The organism is Mycobacterium sp. IDUB_36, assembly GCF_055419225.1.
Genome location: NZ_JBVAXH010000002.1, coordinates 370,741 through 386,663 on the forward strand (window position 1 = coordinate 370,741; position 15,923 = coordinate 386,663).

At 69.1% G+C, this 15,923-nt stretch carries 15 protein-coding genes; 3 read left to right on the top strand and 12 right to left on the bottom strand.

Annotated elements, in window-relative coordinates; genetic code table 11:
* Position 1 precedes the first annotated feature (1 nt).
* From murD to ACZYW1_RS20140, 4 genes are read right to left on the bottom strand one after another with little or no spacing between them, the layout of a single operon-like run.
* Entirely contained in the window at positions 2–1,465 is a 1,464-nt protein-coding gene (gene murD, locus ACZYW1_RS20125; RefSeq protein WP_463788229.1) for a UDP-N-acetylmuramoyl-L-alanine--D-glutamate ligase, read from the bottom strand.
* 1 nt (position 1,466) lies between these two features.
* Positions 1,467–2,549 carry a phospho-N-acetylmuramoyl-pentapeptide-transferase gene (gene mraY, locus ACZYW1_RS20130; protein WP_463788230.1) on the bottom strand — a complete coding sequence of 361 codons (1,083 nt, stop codon included), beginning with the start codon at positions 2,547–2,549 and terminating at the stop codon, positions 1,467–1,469.
* Positions 2,546–4,054, bottom strand: a complete 1,509-nt coding sequence (locus ACZYW1_RS20135; protein ID WP_463788231.1) for a UDP-N-acetylmuramoyl-tripeptide--D-alanyl-D-alanine ligase — start codon at positions 4,052–4,054, stop codon at positions 2,546–2,548. Before ACZYW1_RS20135 ends, mraY begins: the two co-directional genes overlap by 4 nt.
* Positions 4,055–5,608: a UDP-N-acetylmuramoyl-L-alanyl-D-glutamate--2,6-diaminopimelate ligase gene (locus ACZYW1_RS20140; protein ID WP_463788232.1), complete on the bottom strand. Its 1,554-nt coding sequence runs from the start codon at positions 5,606–5,608 to the stop codon at positions 4,055–4,057.
* Positions 5,609–5,693: 85 nt separating this feature from the next.
* Between ACZYW1_RS20140 and ACZYW1_RS20145 the strand changes: the two genes are divergently transcribed.
* Positions 5,694–6,845, top strand: coding sequence for an NAD(P)/FAD-dependent oxidoreductase (locus ACZYW1_RS20145; RefSeq protein ID WP_463788233.1), 1,152 nt, complete (start codon positions 5,694–5,696; stop codon positions 6,843–6,845).
* Positions 6,846–6,884: 39 nt separating this feature from the next.
* Here ACZYW1_RS20145 and ACZYW1_RS20150 read toward each other — a convergent pair whose 3' ends face one another.
* From ACZYW1_RS20150 to ACZYW1_RS20185, 8 genes are all read right to left on the bottom strand, one after another.
* Entirely contained in the window at positions 6,885–7,829 is a 945-nt protein-coding gene (locus ACZYW1_RS20150; RefSeq protein ID WP_463788234.1) for an acyl-CoA dehydrogenase, read from the bottom strand.
* The gene (locus ACZYW1_RS20155; RefSeq protein ID WP_463788235.1) at positions 7,826–8,491 is read right to left on the bottom strand and encodes a glycosyltransferase family 2 protein; all 666 of its coding nucleotides are present in this window, start codon (positions 8,489–8,491) and stop codon (positions 7,826–7,828) included. Before ACZYW1_RS20155 ends, ACZYW1_RS20150 begins: the two co-directional genes overlap by 4 nt.
* Before the next feature lie 96 nt (positions 8,492–8,587).
* Complete coding sequence (locus tag ACZYW1_RS20160) at positions 8,588–8,923, bottom strand: WXG100 family type VII secretion target (RefSeq protein ID WP_463788236.1); 336 nt, start codon at positions 8,921–8,923, stop codon at positions 8,588–8,590.
* 69 nt (positions 8,924–8,992) lie between these two features.
* Positions 8,993–10,900: a peptidoglycan D,D-transpeptidase FtsI family protein gene (locus ACZYW1_RS20165; protein ID WP_463788237.1), complete on the bottom strand. Its 1,908-nt coding sequence runs from the start codon at positions 10,898–10,900 to the stop codon at positions 8,993–8,995.
* Entirely contained in the window at positions 10,897–12,075 is a 1,179-nt protein-coding gene (gene ftsL, locus ACZYW1_RS20170) for a cell division protein FtsL (protein ID WP_463788239.1), read from the bottom strand. The genes ACZYW1_RS20165 and ftsL overlap by 4 nt, the downstream gene beginning before the upstream one ends.
* On the bottom strand, positions 12,072–13,085 hold the full coding sequence (gene rsmH / locus ACZYW1_RS20175; RefSeq protein WP_463788240.1) for a 16S rRNA (cytosine(1402)-N(4))-methyltransferase RsmH: 1,014 nt from the start codon (positions 13,083–13,085) through the stop codon (positions 12,072–12,074). Before rsmH ends, ftsL begins: the two co-directional genes overlap by 4 nt.
* Positions 13,086–13,218: 133 nt before the next feature.
* Entirely contained in the window at positions 13,219–13,650 is a 432-nt protein-coding gene (gene mraZ, locus ACZYW1_RS20180; RefSeq protein WP_463788241.1) for a division/cell wall cluster transcriptional repressor MraZ, read from the bottom strand.
* A gap of 296 nt (positions 13,651–13,946) precedes the next feature.
* Positions 13,947–14,345 carry a DUF3040 domain-containing protein gene (locus ACZYW1_RS20185; RefSeq protein WP_463788242.1) on the bottom strand — a complete coding sequence of 133 codons (399 nt, stop codon included), beginning with the start codon at positions 14,343–14,345 and terminating at the stop codon, positions 13,947–13,949.
* 216 nt (positions 14,346–14,561) lie between these two features.
* On the opposite strand from ACZYW1_RS20185, the gene ACZYW1_RS20190 reads away from it, so the two are divergent.
* Entirely contained in the window at positions 14,562–15,161 is a 600-nt protein-coding gene (locus ACZYW1_RS20190; RefSeq protein WP_463788243.1) for a GNAT family N-acetyltransferase, read from the top strand.
* A gap of 88 nt (positions 15,162–15,249) precedes the next feature.
* On the top strand, positions 15,250–15,921 hold the full coding sequence (locus ACZYW1_RS20195; RefSeq protein ID WP_463788244.1) for an LppM family (lipo)protein: 672 nt from the start codon (positions 15,250–15,252) through the stop codon (positions 15,919–15,921).
* The last annotated feature ends 2 nt before the right edge of the window (positions 15,922–15,923 follow it).

The following is a 15,923-nucleotide window of genomic DNA, read 5'->3' on the forward strand; positions in this document are numbered from 1 at the left end:
GCTACCGCTGTGCCGCACGGACCGCGGCCGCGAACGCGTCGCCGCGATCCGCGTACCCGGTGAACTGGTCGAATGACGCCCCGGCCGGCGCCAGCAGCACCGCGTCCCCGGGCCCGGCGAGGTCGCGAGCGGCCGCCACGGCGGCGTTCATCACACGGGTGCCGACCGCCTCGTCCAACGACAAACTCACGCGTGTCACACGGGTAGCAGGAGACTCAGCAGTCGCAGGCATATCAGCATCTTCGCTTGTGAGGACCTGGACAACGGGCACATCCGGTGCGTGTCGCGATAACGCCTCGGCAACCACGGCCCGGTCCCGGCCGATCAACACCGCTCCGACCAGCCGCGACGCCGCCCGCTGGACGGTCTCGTCCACCGATGCGCCCTTCAACAGCCCGCCGGCGATCCAGACCACCCGCGGGTAGGCCAGCAGCGACGCTTCGGCCGCGTGCGGGTTGGTCGCCTTGGAGTCGTCGACGTAGCTGATCTGGTCGACGACGGCGACCAGTTCGGCGCGATGCCGGCCCACCCGGAACGACGACAGCGCCGTGGCGATCGCCTCGCCGGGCACCCCGATGCTGCGGGCCAGCGCCGCGGCGGCCAGCGCGTCGAGCACGCCGACCGTACCCGGCACCGGAATGGAGGACACCGGCGCCAACGGCGCGTCGTCGGCGAACGCCCGGTCGACCAGCCTCCCGTCGCGGACGCCCAGTTCACCAACACCGGGTTCGCCGAGCCGGAAGCCGACCCGGACCGGCGCGGGCGCGGCTGAGAGCAGCTCCGCGGCCCGCTGGTCGTCGAGGCCGGCCACGGCGACCTGGCCGCGCAGCACCCCGGCCTTGGCGGCGGCGTAGTCGGCGAGGGTGCCGTGCCAGTCGAGGTGGTCTTCGGCGATGTTGAGCACGACCCCGGCCTCGGGCCGCAGCGACGGTGCCCAGTGCAACTGAAAGCTGGACAGTTCGACGGCCAGCACGTCGGCGGGCTCGGTCAGTTCGTCGAGCACCGGGTCGCCGATGTTGCCGCACAACCGGGCCCGCACGCCGGCGGCGACGAGCATCGCGTGCAGCATCGACGTGGTGGTGGTTTTGCCGTTGGTGCCGGTGACCGTCAGCCAGCGCCGCGGCGGGCCGTACAGGCCGGCCTGATCGAGCCGCCAGGCCAGCTCGACATCCCCCCAGACCTGAACTCCCGCGGCCGCGGCGGCCGCCGGAATGGGCGTGCTCGGCGCAAATCCAGGGCTGACGATCACCAACGCGTAGTCGGCGATGCCCTGGACGGCGGTCGCCGAGTCGACGACCGCGGTGCCCTCCTCGGCGAGTTGCTGCCGGGTGGCCGGGTCGTCGTCGAACACCGTCGCCGCGGCGCCGAACTCGGTGAGCGCCCTCAGCGCCGCGCGGCCGGTCACCCGGCCACCCGCGACCAGTACCCGCGCCCCTGCCGCCAACGGCTCGAGCGAGGGCGTCACATCAGCCTCCGCCGGTTGCCGCGAGCCACTCGCTGTAGAACAGCGCGACACCCAGTCCGCAGCTGATCGCGGTGAGCAGCCAGAACCGGATGATCACCGTCGTCTCAGCCCAGCCGGCCAGCTCGAAGTGGTGATGGAAGGGCGCCATCCGGAACACCCGTCGACCGGTCGTCCGGAACGCCAGGATCTGCACGACCACCGAGACGATCTCGGCGACGAACAGCGAGCCGAGCACCACCGCGAGGATCTCGGTTCGGCTGGTGACCGAGATGCCGGCGATGATGCCGCCCAGCGCCAGCGATCCGGTGTCGCCCATGAAGATCTTGGCCGGTGCGGCGTTCCACCACAGGAATCCGATGCAGGCGCCGGCGGTGGCGGCGGCGATGATCGCCAGATCCAGCGGGTCGCGCACGTTGTAGCAGCCCAGGCCCGGCGCCGTCGCACAGGCGTTGCGGTACTGCCAGAACGTGATCAGCACGTAGGCCGCGGTCACCATGGCCATCGAGCCGGCGGCCAGCCCGTCCAGTCCGTCGGTGAAATTGACCGCGTTCGACCAGGCGCTGACGACGAGCACACAGAACAGCACGAACAACGCGGGAGCCAATGTGACAGTGGCGATTTCCCGCACATAGGAGAGATCCGAGGTGCCCGGAGTCAAGCCGGCCTCGCCGCGGAACTGCAGCACCAGCACCCCGAACAGCACCGCGGCGATGATCTGGCCGGCGGTCTTGGCGGTCTTGTTCAGGCCCAGGTTGCGCGACCGCCGGATCCCGATCAGGTCGTCGATGAACCCGACCGCACCCAGCGTGGTGGCCAGGAACAGCACCAGCAGACCCGAGGCTGACGGGCCGTTGCCGTTGAACGCCAGGCCGGCCAGGTGGGTGCCGAGGTAGCCCGCCCAGATACCGGCCACGATCGCCACGCCGCCCATCGAGGGCGTGCCGCGCTTGGTCTTGTGGCTCGGCGGCCCGTCTTCGCGAACTTCGTGGCCGAAGCCCTGCCGATTGAACAACCGGATCAACATCGGCGTCAGCAGGATCGACACCGCCAGCGAGATCGCGACGGCAAGCAGAATGTCGATCATCGAATATCGCCCTGGCCGTCGGCGGTCAGGGAATCCGCCAGCGCACCCAGCCCCGCGGCGTTGGAGGCCTTGACCAGCACCACGTCGCCGGGCTGCAACTCCGCCCGCAGGACGGCCAGCGCGGCGTCGGTATCGGCCACGAGGGCGGCCTCTGGGACATCGGTACCCCGTGCCCCCTCCATGACGGCGCCTTGGTGCATGGCGCTCATAGACCTCCCCGTTCCGACGACAATGAGTCGAGAGACATCTAATCGCACCGCCAGCCGGCCGATGCGGTCGTGCTCGGATATCGCGTCGTCGCCCAGTTCGCCCATCTCGCCCAGTACCGCCCAGCTTCGGCGCCGTTCACCGCCGCTGCCGGCCGAAATCCAGGCCAGCGCCTGCAGCCCGGCCCGCATCGAATCCGGGTTGGCGTTATAGGCGTCGTCGATCACGGTCACCCCGTCGGCGCGGGTGTTCACCCGCATCCGATGCCCCGACACCGGGCCGGCGGCGGCCAACGCCTCGGCGATCTGCGCGGCGGTGGCACCGCATTCCAGTGCGACGGCGGCCGCGCAGAGCGCGTTGCTGACCTGGTGGTCGCCGTGCACGGCCAACCGGATGTCGACCGCGGTGTCGCCGGTGTGCAGAGTGAACTCGGGCCTGGCCAACTCGTCGAGCGTGACCGGTCCCGCCCACACATCGGTCTCCCGGTTTCGGCTGATCCGCACCACCCGGGCCGCGGTCACGTCGGCCATCGCCGCCACCGCGGGGTCGTCATCGTTGAGCACCACCACGCCGCTCGCCGGAACAGACTGTGGCAGTTCACTTTTCGTCTGAGCAATGACTTCGCGCGAGCCGAATTCGCCGAGGTGGGCGGTGCCGACGTTGAGCACCACTCCGATGCTGGGCGGTGCGATCGCGGCCAGCGCCGCGATGTTGCCGAGGTGTCGTGCCGACAACTCGAGGATCAGGTAGTCGGTGCTCGGGGTGGCGCGCAACACGGTCCACGGGTGGCCGAGTTCGTTGTTGAACGATCCGGGCGGCGCGATCACCTCGCCGAGCGGCGCAAGCACCGCGGCGAGCAGGTCTTTGGTTGACGTCTTGCCCGACGACCCGGTGACGCCGACGATCGTCAGTCCCCCGGCTGCCAGTTCGGTGGCGACGGCAGCGGCAAGCTTGGCCAGCGCGGTCAGCACCGCCGCGCCCGAGCCGTCGGTGTCGTGCTCGAGTACACCGGCGCCGGTGTCGGCGAGGTGCGCGCTCGGGGCGACGACGATCGCGGGGACGCCGACCGGCCGCGCGGCCAGCACCGCGGCGGCTCCGGCGGCCACCGCGGCCGCGGCGTGCTCGTGCCCGTCGACGCGGGCGCCGGGCAATGCCAGGAACAGTCCACCGGAAGTGACTCTGCGCGAGTCGAATTCGACCGTGCCGGTGACGTGCAGGCGGGCTGCGTCCTCGGCGGAGATGTCGGTGAGTTCGCCGCCGACGATCTCTGCGATCTGCGCCACGGTGAGGTCGATCATTTAGCGCCACTCCTCCAGCGCCGCGGCCAACTCGACCCGGTCGTCGAAGGGTTGAGTCTGACCGTTGCGGGTCTGACCCGTCTCGTGGCCCTTGCCGGCGATCAGCACCACATCGCCGGCCGTCGCCCAGGCCACGGCGTGGGCGATCGCGGCACGCCGGTCCCCGATCTCGATCAGTTCGGAGCCGGCTTCGGCCGCGCCGGAGACGATTTCACGACGAATCGCCGCCGGATCCTCGCTGCGGGGGTTGTCGTCGGTCACCACCACCAGGTCGGCCAATTCCGCTGCGATGCGGCCCATCTCGGCGCGCTTACCCGGGTCGCGGTCGCCGCCGGCGCCGAAGACGACGGCCAGCCTGGCTCCCGGGCGGCGCAGCGTGCGCAGCACCTCGTGCAGCGCACCGGGCTTGTGGGCGTAATCGACCAGCGCGAGGAAATCCTGGCCGCGGTCGATCTGTTCGAGCCGCCCCGGCACCTGAGTGTTCCGCAGGCCCGGCGAGGCCTGCTGCGGGGACACCCCGACGGCGTCGAGAACCGCCAGCGCGACAAGGCAATTGGCGACGTTGTAGTCGCCCGGCAACGCGATGCCGATGCGGTGGTGCACGCCCGCGGGATCGACCGCGGTGAACTCCTGCGAACCGGCGTGTGCGGTGACGGCGTCGGCACGCCACTCGGCCGGCCGGCCCTTGGTGCTGACGGTGACCGCAGCTCCAGCGCGGTGGGCCATCGCCCGGCCGGCATCGTCGTCGACGCACACCACGGCGCGGCGCGCGTGCCGGGGCGACGCCGGATCGAACAGCTGCGCCTTGGCCTCGAAGTAGTCCTCCATCGACCGGTGGAAGTCGAGGTGGTCGCGGGACAGGTTGGTGAATGCGCCGACCGCGAAGTCGATGCCGTCCACCCGTCCCAGGGTCAGGGCGTGACTGGACACCTCCATCACCACCGTGTCGACGCCGCGCTCCGCCATCGCCGCCAGCAGCGCCTGCAGCGCCGGTGCCTCCGGCGTGGTCAGCGCGCTGGGGATGTCCTCACCGTCGATCCGCAGGCCGACGGTGCCAATCAGGCCCACCGAACGTCCCGCCGACCGCAGGCCGGCCTCGATCAGGTAGGTCGTGGTGGTTTTGCCCGAGGTTCCGGTGACACCCACCACGGCGATGCGCTCCGACGGACGCCCGTAGACGGTTGCGGCGATCTCGCCGAGAACACTGCGCGGCTCGGGGTGCACGAGCACGGCCACCGCCCCGGCGGCGCGGTCCAGCTGCGCCAACCCGTCGGCGTCGGTGAGCACCGCGATCGCTCCGCGCTCGACCGCCTCGGGGTAGAAGCGGGCGCCGTGGGTCGACGCGCCCGGTAGCGCGGCGAACAGATCGCCGGGCTCGACGTCCTGGGCCCGCAAGGTCACGCCGGTGATCTGCAGCTCAGATCCGGTGCTCCCGCCGCCGGGAACCGCGCCCACTTGCGCGGCCAAGTCCGACAGTGGCACACCGGTGACGGACGTAGGACGCAGCACGTCACCACCTCCCACGCTGCCGAAACGGACTGTTTGATCGGCCATGACACTACCCAGCGCACACTCGCTGACCGTCGCTGGAACCGAACGCGTCGCGTAGGTCCACTGTCGCGGGGGTAGCCCGAAAGGCATGGATGCATCGGGACTGATCGTGGTGGGCAGTGGTCCGGCGGGCGTGAGCGCGGCGGAAGCCTTCCGCGAACACAATGCGCACGACCCGGTTCGCATCCTGACCGACGACCCCGATCTTCCCTACCAGCGGCCGCCGCTGAGCAAGGAGTTTCTGCAGGGCGACGCCGAGCGCGCCGACGCCGAGCTGCATCCCGCGCAGTGGTTCCGGGACCGCGACATCGAGCTGGTGGCGGCGGCCGGGGTCGACGAGATAAATCGCACTCAGCGGTTCGTGGCGGCGGGCGGCCGGCGCTATCCATTCCAGTCGCTGGTGCTGGCCTGCGGCGCCAAACCCGCTCCGTTTCCCGTGCCCGGCGGTGCGAAAGCGTTGCAACTGCGATCGCTGGCGGACGCGACGACACTGCGCGACGCGGCGGAACGGGCTGATTCCGCCGTGGTGATCGGCGCCGGCTTCATCGGCTGCGAGGCGGCGGCGTCTCTCGCTCTGCGCGGAGTGACGACCACGCTGGTGGCCCCCGATTCGACGCCGCAGGCCAAGCGGCTCGGTGAGGACGCCGGATCGCGAATCGTCGGGTTTCTCCGCGATGCCGGCGTGCGTTTCGTCGGCTCGACGGCGGTCAGCTCGCTCAGCGACGGCGCCGTCCACCTCGAAGACGGCGGCGTGATCGATTGCGAGCTGGTCCTCGCGGCCACCGGTGTCACGCCGCAGTCGACGTTGGCCTCCGATGCCGGCATCACCGTCAGCGACGGTCGAATCGTCGTCGACGCGGGTCTGCGAACGTCAGCCGAAAACATTTATGCCGCAGGCGATGTCGCGTTCGCCCACAATCAGGCCGCCGGACGTCCGATCGCCGTCGAACACTGGCAGGACGCCATGGACCAGGGTGCGATTGCCGGTGCCGCGGCGGCGGGCCGGGCCGGGCAGTGGGACTCGGTGCCTGGTTTCTGGACGACCATCGGCGACGCGACGTTGAAGTATCACGCCTGGGGCGACGGGTTCGACCGAGCGCACTTCGTCGGACACCACGGCGGCTTCACGGTGTGGTACGAAAAAGACGGCGCGGCGGTCGGTGTTCTCACCCACGACGCCGACGACGACTACGACCTCGGCGAAGACCTGATTCAACAGCACAAGCCGATCCCGCGGTGAGGCCGTCGCGGGCCGTGACGTGTTTCCGCCGAACCTTTTTCAGCCGTCGCCGCGGTGTCGGGCCGCGAGTTCTCCGAGGGCTGCGAGGTCGCGTTCGGCGTGGCTCTGCCGGATGTACACGGTCAGATCGGCGACCGCCTGCGCGTGCCGTTCATCGGTGCACAGTGGTCCGGGGCCCAGCGCCCGGTCGGTGCGGACGAGTACCTCGTCAACCGTGCTCTCGACGATTGCGCGTACCCTTCGTGCCGTCAATTCGGCTGCGCCGGAACGGTTGTGGGGGTCGTGATCGACATGGTCGGCGGCGACAGTCAGCGCCGACTCCGCTGCGGTGAGTGCCGCGTCGACGGCGCCCAGGTGCGCGAGGTGGTGAACGTCGGCCGAGCCGTCGGCGGCTCGCCGGTACAGCGGCTCGGCGACCGCGCGGGCCCCGCCCAGCCAACAGGCCGCGACGCCGATGGCGCCGAACCAGAATCCGGGCCGGCTCAGGTAATCGCCCGGGCGACCGACCGGGATCGCCGGAACATCAGCGAATGAGACTGGCCTGGTGTCACTTTCGGACATGCCCGCGTTGCGCCAACTCGATTCCCCGGGCCGCACGGAATCATGCCGCAGGTCCACCGCGAACAACCCACGGGATCCGTCGGCCAGCAGAGCGGTGACGAGCGCGTGCGTGCACAGCCCTGCGCCGGAACACCATGCTTTGGTGCCGGCGAGAACGGTCACATCTCCCGCGCCGCGGGCGTGCACGACGGCATTGGGCGCCTCCGCGGCCCATACCCCCCAGAATCCGTCGCCGGCCCGGCCGCCGAGTTCGGCCAGGATCGCGACGGCGTCGGTGTGCGCCTCGGCCAACCGCCCTGCGACCAGGTCGATTCGGGCCAGCTCGGCGAGTCGGCGCCACCGCTGCGCGGTGTCACCAGAGCCGGGCAGCGGCAATGTCAGTCGGCCGCCCGCCTGCCAACCGAGCACCAGGTCGGCCGTCATGACGCCTCGACGTCGTGAGCGACCTCGTCGAGATACTCGGCGAAACCGCCCGGCGCCCGGCCGTTGCTGCGGTCGGACGTGGTCACCCACAGCGACTCGTCCCAGAAGACGCGGTATCCGGCCGACTGGAACCGCCGCACCAGGTCGACGTCCTCACCGCTGGCGTGTGCGGCGAATCCGCCGACCCGCCAATAGGCCTGCGGGTCGAACCCCATGTTGGCGCCGTGAATGTGTTGATGGCGCGACGCTTCGGCGCGATAGCGCGCCTCGTACTCCGATGCCACTTCCTCGGAGTGATGCCGCCACTCTCCTACCCGCACCAAACCCAGCACCATGTCGGCATCCGCGGCCAGCTGGCGGGCCAGCCAATCGCTGTCCACGTGGGTGTCGGCGTCCGTGGTCGCGTACCACGACGGTGGCGGTGTCTCGGCGAAGACCGAACTCGCGTAGCGAAAGCCGGCCGCGCGCGCGGCACCGACATTGCGTTCGTTCACCGCGAGGAAATGCACATCCGACCCGAATTGCCCGGCGAGGCTGGCACTGTCGTCCTCACACGCGTCGAGTGTCACCACCACCGCGGTCTGGACGGCGGCGATTGCAGCGGCCGTCCTGATCGCCTCGATGCACCGAGTCAGCGCCGCAAACTCGTTATGAGCAGGCACGACGACAACCACGTCAGGATTTGTTGTCATTCATGGGAAGTGCCCGTTAGCGACTGGTTTGACACCCGCCGTCATCCGCGGCCGCCGATGTGACGCTCAGGCCAGGTCGGCCGATCCGCCGGTCTGCGGATGGATTGCGCGCAACCGCTCGACGTTGTCCCGCTCGAGCGTGGTGAAGCTGATGCCGTCGTTGTTCAGCGTCAGCGCATGATCCCCGACGTTGGTCAGCAGGCGCCGCGACGTCTCCAGCCATGCGGCGGTGCGGGACTGCAGCGCGGCAGCCGAGCTACCCACCCAGCCGGATTGCGCCGTCGCTATGCGATCGTCCGAGGACATGTGCGCCGTCGCCAGATCTTCACCCTGGCCGACCACGTGCGCTGCCGAGCCGGCCAACGCCTCGATGTCGACCCGAATGCCGTTGCCTGCCGCCATCACCGTCACCTTCCGCTTGCTGTGTCCTTCTCTCTAGCAGCAGCGGGAGGGCCGCACAATTCAGTCGAGTCAGCCCGCCTGCAGGAGCAGCGGAGGGCCGGGATCCGCCGACAGCGGCACGTTCCCGCGCTGCAACAGCCAGCCGGCGATGTTGTGGAACAGCGGAGCCGCCGAGTGGCCCGGGGTGCCGTCGGCGTTGCGGGAGGGGTTGTCCATCATGATGCCGATGACGTAGCGCGGATCGTCGGTAGTGGCCATGCCCGCGAAGGTGATCCAGTAGACGTTGTCGTAATAGCAGCCGCACGCCGGGTTGATCTGCTGTGCGGTGCCGGTCTTGCCGGCGATCTGGTAGCCCTCGACCGCGGCGGCCGGCCCGGTCCCCTGCTGCACTCCGGTGGGATCACGTTGCACCACGGCGCGCAGCATGTTGCGGACCGTTCGCGCGGTCTCAGGCGACACCACCCGGACGCCCTCGGGGCGCGGCTCGTCGGTGCGTGTGCCGTCGGCGCCGACGGTGGATTTGATGATCCGCGGCGGCATCCGCACGCCGTCGTTGGCGATCGCCTGATACATGCCGGCCATCTGAATCAAAGTCATCGAAAGGCCCTGTCCGATCGGCAGGTTGGAGAACGAACTGCCGGACCATTGACCGATCGGCGGAACCAGTCCCGCACTCTCGCCGGGCAGGCCGATGCCGGTGCGCTGACCGAGGCCGAACTTCTCCAGCATGTCGAAATAGCGTTGCGGCCCGACCCGTTGCGCCAGCATCAGCGTTCCGACGTTGGACGACTTTCCGAATACACCGGTCGTGGTGTAGGGCGCGACGCCGTGTGCCCAGGCGTCGTGGATATTCACCCCACCCATGTTGATCGACCCCGGAACCTGCAGCACCTCAGCGGGATTGGACAGCCCGTACTCGATCACCGAGGACGCGGTGATGATCTTGTTCACCGAACCGGGTTCGAATGGCGAGGACACCGCGGGGTTGCCCAGTTGCTTGTCGCCCTGGCGCCCGATGTCCTGGGAGGGGTCGAAGGTGTTGTCGTTGGACATCGCCAGCACTTCGCCGGTCTTGGAATCCATCACCACCGCAGAGACATTGCGGGCACCGGACAGGTTCTTGGCCTGTTGCACCTGCTGCTGGACGTAGAACTGGATGTCGTCGTCGATGGTGAGCTGAATGGTTGCGCCGTTGACCGCGTGGTGCTGGTTGCGGTAGCTGCCCGGGATCACCACGCCGTCCGAGCCGCGGTCGTAGGTGACCGATCCGTCGGTGCCGGCCAGTTCGGCGTCCATGGAATCTTCCAGACCGAGCAAACCGTGTCCGTCCCAGTCGATTCCGCCGACGACGTTGGCGGCCAACGAGCCGCCGGGGTACTGACGCAGGTCTTGACGCTCGGCACCGATCTCCGGGAATTTGCGGGTGATGGCGGTCGCGATCGCGGGGTCGACGGCACGGGCAAGGTAGACGAATGAGTCGTCGCTGCGCAGCTTCTTCAGGACGGTGGCTTTGTCCGGCTTGTTGTTCAGCCGCACCGCCACCTCTTTGGCGATCTCGTTCAGTCGCTTCTGTGGGTCAGGCGCTTTCGCGTTCTTCTGCTTGGCCTCGGTCAGCTGCTTCAGAATCCGCTTCGGCTGAAACGTCAGTGCACGCGCTTCGATGGTGAACGCCAGTTGGTTGTTGTTGCGGTCGACGATGCTGCCGCGGACCGCTTTCGAGACGTCGGTGACCTTCAGCTGTCCCGCGGCCTCGGCGCGCAGCCCGGCGGCCTTCGGCACCTGGAGATAGAACAACTGGGCGCCGGCGATCAGCAGGGCCAGGAAGATGACGCCGTTGCCGACCCGGTGCCGGAATACGAATGACGTACCGCGGCTTCCGAGTTCGACGGCCTGACGGGTCCGGCGTTCGCGTGCCGAGCGGGCCGGCACCCCGCCCTTGGGCCGTTTCGACTTGCCTGGCGGGGTGGGTCTGTTCATCGCGGCGCGCCTGGCGGGGTAACCGTCAGGGGGCCGAACTGTTCACCGACCATAGGGCCGCCGGGAGCGAGGTGATGCGGCATACCTGGTAAGTCTGCCGGCGAGGGTGCGACTGCGGGTGGTGCCACGCCGGCGGGCGGGCCGGGTGTCGCGTTGGGCGGCGGGATGACCGGCGCGACCAGGGGCGCGGGCGCGGCGGGAATCGCGGGCGCCAGCCCGGGGACTGGTGTAACCCCCGGAGCCAGCGGGCCTCCCGGCACCGGGATGCCCGGTACCGGCGCCGGCGCCGCGCCGGGCATCGGGAGCGGGCCGTCGGGTGACGGCAGGTGCTGGGTACCGAGCGTGGTGGCGCCGTCGGGGCTGCGGACCATTCCGTCGGGACCGGGTGCCAGCGGAACGGGAACGCCGTTGCCGGGCAACACCAGCGCGGGCACCTCGACCGGATTGGCCGGCGGAGCCTGGGGCGCTACCGGCTTCTCGTCGGGCAGCTTGCTGTTCAGTGGGGGTGGCGGAACGCCTTGCGCGGGTTTGGGAGTGCCGACGACCACCCAGTTGCCCGCCGGGTCCTGTACCAGGTGCGCGGTGTCGCGGGTCGGAATCATGCCCAGCCCGCGGGCCGCCTCGGCCAGGGCCGGTGCGGACTGCGCTTCTTGCACGTCGCGCTGGAGCGCCTCTTTCTCCTGCTGCAGCAGCTCGGTGCGCTGGCGGGCACTGCCGAGCTGATAGGACCGCTCGGCAGCGTCGGTGGACAGCCACAGGGTGAGGCCGAGCCCTGCGCCCAACGCACCGATGACCAGTACGACGAATGGGACCTTGGCCGCCAGCGTGCGCGGCCGCAGGTCGACTGAAGCGATCCGGTTGAGCAGGCGTTCCCGCAGGGGCGGACGAACGACCTTGGGCGCCTTGGCTTTGCGGGCCTTCGCGCGCGCCTTTGCCTGGTTCGCGCTTTTGGCGCGGACCGGACGATCGACCGGCCGGGCGACCGGCGAGGTTTGCGGGGCCGACCGCGCGGTGCGTGGCTCGCGGGCCGGGGCGGTGGGCTTTGCGGCGCGCTGACGCCCGCGGCGGGCGGGCGCCGAATCGGCGGTTCGCTGACCCGGCGTGCGGGAGGTACTGGTCTGGCCGCTTCGCCGTTCGCCGGCGCGGGGCGGTTGCGCTGGGCGCTTGGCTTTCATGAGCCTCCCTTCCTCATTGCGGGTGACGTCGACAGCACACGCGCAACGGCGCGCAATCGCACCGCCGCACTGCGCGGGTTCCGCCGCACCTCCGCGTTGTCGGCGCGTTCGGCGCCGCGGGTCAACAATGTGAATCTCGGTGCATGCCCGGGCAATTCGACCGGCAGGTCCGACGGCGTGCTCGATGTCGTCGCCGCGGCGAAGGCCCGCTTGACGATGCGGTCTTCCAGCGACTGGTAGGCCATCACCACGATGCGCCCGTCGACAGCGAGGGCCTGCAGCGCGGCGGGCAGCATGTCACCCAGGGCGTCGAGTTCGCTGTTGACCGCGATGCGCAGGGCCTGGAATGTCCGCTTCGCCGGGTGTCCCCCGGTGCGCCGCGCCGGCGCCGGGACCGCCTGGTAGATGACCTCGACCAACTCGGCCGTCGAGACGAAAGGCGAACGCGCGCGCCGCCGGACGATGTGCGTCGCGATCCGGCGGGCGAGCTTCTCCTCGCCGTACCGACGCAAGATGTCGCTCAACGCGGCCTGGTCGTAGGTGTTGAGGATCTCGGCGGCCGTCAGCGACGAGGTGGGATCCATGCGCATGTCCAGCGGCGCGTCCTGCGCGTAGGAGAACCCACGCTCGGCGCGGTCCAGCTGCATCGACGAAACACCCAGGTCGAAGAGCATGCCGTCGACGGATTCGGTTGCACCGCAGCCTGATTCGGCCAACGCCGCCTCGATGTCGTCGTAGCGGGTCTGCACCAGGGTGAGCCGGTCGGAAAATCGCGCGAGCCGGGTGCGGACGATGTCGAGAGCGGTCGGGTCACGGTCGACACCGATCAGTCGCAGACCGGGCAGCTCGGTGAGAAAGCGCTCGGCATGCCCGCCCGCGCCGACGGTTCCGTCTATCAGCACCGCGCCCGAGCCGTCGGGGTGATGGCGTGTCAATGCCGGGCGCAATAATTCGACGCAGCGGTCGAGCAGGACGGGCACATGACCGAAATCACCGGTGGCGCCAGGCATCAGAGCACCTTCCCGACGTGAGACATGGAGGGCGGCCGCTGCATCGAGGTCCCTGTCCGACGGTACGAACCTGGCGTTGGGGAAGTACGTCAGGGTCGGTTCGGACAGAGGCCACGTTGCACGGGCACGCGCCTCAGATAATGTCGCCGAGTGCTTCATCGCTGGCTGCGGAGAAGTTCTCTTCGTGGGTCTCTTGGTACTGCTGCCAGGCCGCCGCGTCCCAGATCTCCAGGTAGTCAATCGATCCGATGACGACGCAGTCCTTGGACAGGCTGGCGTAGCGGCGGTGGTCTGCCGACAAGGTGATCCGGCCTTGCGCGTCGGGATGCTGTTCGTCGGTGCCGGCGGCCAGGTTCCGCAGGAACGCCCGAGCCTCCGGATTGCTGCGCGATGTCTGGCTCGCCTTGCGGGCAAGATCCTCGAACGCCGTTCGCGGGTAGACGGCGAGGCTGTGGTCCTGACTCTTGGTGACCATCAACCCCCCTGCCAGTGCGTCGCGGAACTTGGCCGGCAGCGTGAGCCGCCCCTTGTCGTCGAGTTTTGGCGTGTAGGTGCCGAGAAACATCTGGCCACCTCCATGCCTTTCGACTTCCGCCACGATACCCCACAATCCCCCACTTCGCTCCATTTAACGACGCGAATGTCACCGGTAGGTGTCGTTTCTGCAGGATCTCGGCCACCAGTTGGGCCAGACGCTATCCGACCGGATTGTCAAAGCCACGCTGAAAATGGCCTTGAACTGCGGCTATTGGCCACGGTGGGGCGTAGTGGGTGAAAATGTCGGCATGTCCGCGTCAGGGCGCCGCCGGTGGGGCACAAAAAAGGGCAGCCCGGCTGGCTGCCCTTTTTTTGATTCGCGCGCTACTCCTCGAAGCGGCGGCGGAACCGGTCTTCCATGCGACTGGTGAACGAGCCGGCATTCTTGCCGCGACGCTGCCGCGCGGCCGCGGCCGGCCCGGGTCGTTCGCCGCGGCCGGCGAGGCGGGGACCGGTGATGGCGAAGACCACACCGCCGAACATCACCACGAAGCCGAGCACCGACAGCACCGGGAACGTTCCGATCATGGTGGCCTTAAAGGCCACTCCTGAGACCAGCATCGCGAGTCCGAGCACGAACAGGGCGGCACCCTGCAGCCGCCGTCGTGCCGTCGGCGCGCGCAACCCGCCACCGCGAACGCTCGAGGCGAATTTCGGGTCCTCGGCATACAGAGCGCTCTCGATCTGGTCGAGCATCCGCTGCTCATGATCGGAGAGTGGCATTCGTCCCTCCTTGCCGAAAACCTGTCACGTTGATACCGGTAGCACGTCTGCGTCCCGCTGCGGGGACAACTAATAAGAATGATACGAGGTCAATCTGCCCGTTACCACCGCTTCGCCCGCTGATTGTAATAGCGACCGGTCGGCGTTCGGTGTTTCGCCGCCGTCCCGATAATGGGAACAAGTACCGCACCGGACCACCGAGGAGGAGACCGCACGTTGGTGACGTTCCTCATCAACCTGCCGCCGCAGGACATGCAGCGGCGGCTTTCCGATGCTCTGGGCGTGTACGTCGACGCCATGCGCTACCCGCCCGGCACCGAGAATCAGCGCGCCGGGATGTGGCTCGAGCACACCCGGCGGCGCGGCTGGCAGGCCGTCGCCGCGGTCGAGGTCGACACCCCGGCCGGGACGGAACCGTCATCGGCCGAGTTGAGCGATGCCCCGTTCCTGGGCGTGGCGTACGGCTACTGCGGCGCGCCTGACCAGTGGTGGCAGCAACAAGTGGTGTCCGGCCTGCAGAGCAGCGGGTTCCCCGACATCGAGATCACCGCGCTGATGACCAGCTATTTCGAGCTGACCGAACTGCACATCCTGCCGCGAGCGCAGGGCCGCGGGCTCGGCGAGGCGCTGGCCCGACGGTTGCTGTCCGAGCGCAGCGAATCCAATGTGCTGCTGTCGACGCCGGAAACCAACGGGGAGGCCAATCGCGCGTGGCGGCTCTACCGGCGACTCGGCTTCATCGACGTCATTCGCGGTTACCACTTCACCGGCGACCCGCGGGCATTCGCGATTCTGGGGCGCAAGCTGCCGCTGTAGTGGCACCGGCGCGGTCCCCGTCTGGCACGATGACCTGGTGCGCGCCAGCGGTATACAGCTCTTGCCCCGGAGTCTCCCAGGACGGTCGGTGGGCCGCCGTCTCACCGCGTACGCGTTGCTGTTGCTGCTGATACCCGCGCTCGCCGGGTGCGTGCGGATCAAGGCGTCGATCACCATCTCCCCCGACGATCTGGTGTCCGGCGACATCATCGCGGCGGCCAAGCCACGCAACGAGAAGGACACCGGTCCGCAGCTCGACCCCAACCTGACATTCGGTCAGAAGGTCGCAGTCTCCAAGTACGACCGCGACGGGTATGTCGGTTCGCAGGCCACCTTCTCCGACCTGACGTTCGCCGAGCTTCCTGAACTCGCGCGGATGAACTCCGACGCGCAGGGCGTGAACCTGTCGCTGCGCAGAGCCGGCGACCTGGTGATCCTCGAAGGGCGCGCCGACCTGACGTCGATGAACGATCCCGACGCCGACGTCGAACTGTCCGTCGCCTTCCCGGGGCCGGTGACCTCCACCAACGGCGACCGCGTCGACGACCAGACCGTGCAGTGGAAATTGAAGCCCGGCGTGGTCAGCATCCTGAGCGCGCAGGCTCGGTACACCGATCCGAGCACCCGCTCGTTCCAGGGCGCGGCGCTGTGGCTGACCCTCGCGTCGATCGTCGTGGCCGGTGCCGTAGCGGGATTGGCCTGGTACAGCCGTGACCGCTCGCCGCGAGTCGCCGAGCCGAGCGACTCGTCGTCCAGCTGACC

Excerpts from the sequence above, each read along its gene's own strand:
- mraY (WP_463788230.1), bottom strand. The coding sequence starts at position 2,549 with ATGATCGACATTCTGCTTGCCGTCGCGATCTCGCTGGCGGTGTCGATC.
- ACZYW1_RS20135 (WP_463788231.1), bottom strand. The coding sequence starts at position 4,054 with ATGATCGACCTCACCGTGGCGCAGATCGCAGAGATCGTCGGCGGCGAA.
- ACZYW1_RS20140 (WP_463788232.1), bottom strand. The coding sequence starts at position 5,608 with ATGGCCGATCAAACAGTCCGTTTCGGCAGCGTGGGAGGTGGTGACGTG.
- ACZYW1_RS20145 (WP_463788233.1), top strand. The coding sequence starts at position 5,694 with ATGGATGCATCGGGACTGATCGTGGTGGGCAGTGGTCCGGCGGGCGTG.
- ACZYW1_RS20150 (WP_463788234.1), bottom strand. The coding sequence starts at position 7,829 with ATGACGGCCGACCTGGTGCTCGGTTGGCAGGCGGGCGGCCGACTGACA.
- ACZYW1_RS20160 (WP_463788236.1), bottom strand. The coding sequence starts at position 8,923 with ATGGCGGCAGGCAACGGCATTCGGGTCGACATCGAGGCGTTGGCCGGC.
- ACZYW1_RS20165 (WP_463788237.1), bottom strand. The coding sequence starts at position 10,900 with ATGAACAGACCCACCCCGCCAGGCAAGTCGAAACGGCCCAAGGGCGGG.
- ftsL (WP_463788239.1), bottom strand. The coding sequence starts at position 12,075 with ATGAAAGCCAAGCGCCCAGCGCAACCGCCCCGCGCCGGCGAACGGCGA.
- rsmH (WP_463788240.1), bottom strand. The coding sequence starts at position 13,085 with ATGCCTGGCGCCACCGGTGATTTCGGTCATGTGCCCGTCCTGCTCGAC.
- mraZ (WP_463788241.1), bottom strand. The coding sequence starts at position 13,650 with ATGTTTCTCGGCACCTACACGCCAAAACTCGACGACAAGGGGCGGCTC.
- ACZYW1_RS20185 (WP_463788242.1), bottom strand. The coding sequence starts at position 14,345 with ATGCCACTCTCCGATCATGAGCAGCGGATGCTCGACCAGATCGAGAGC.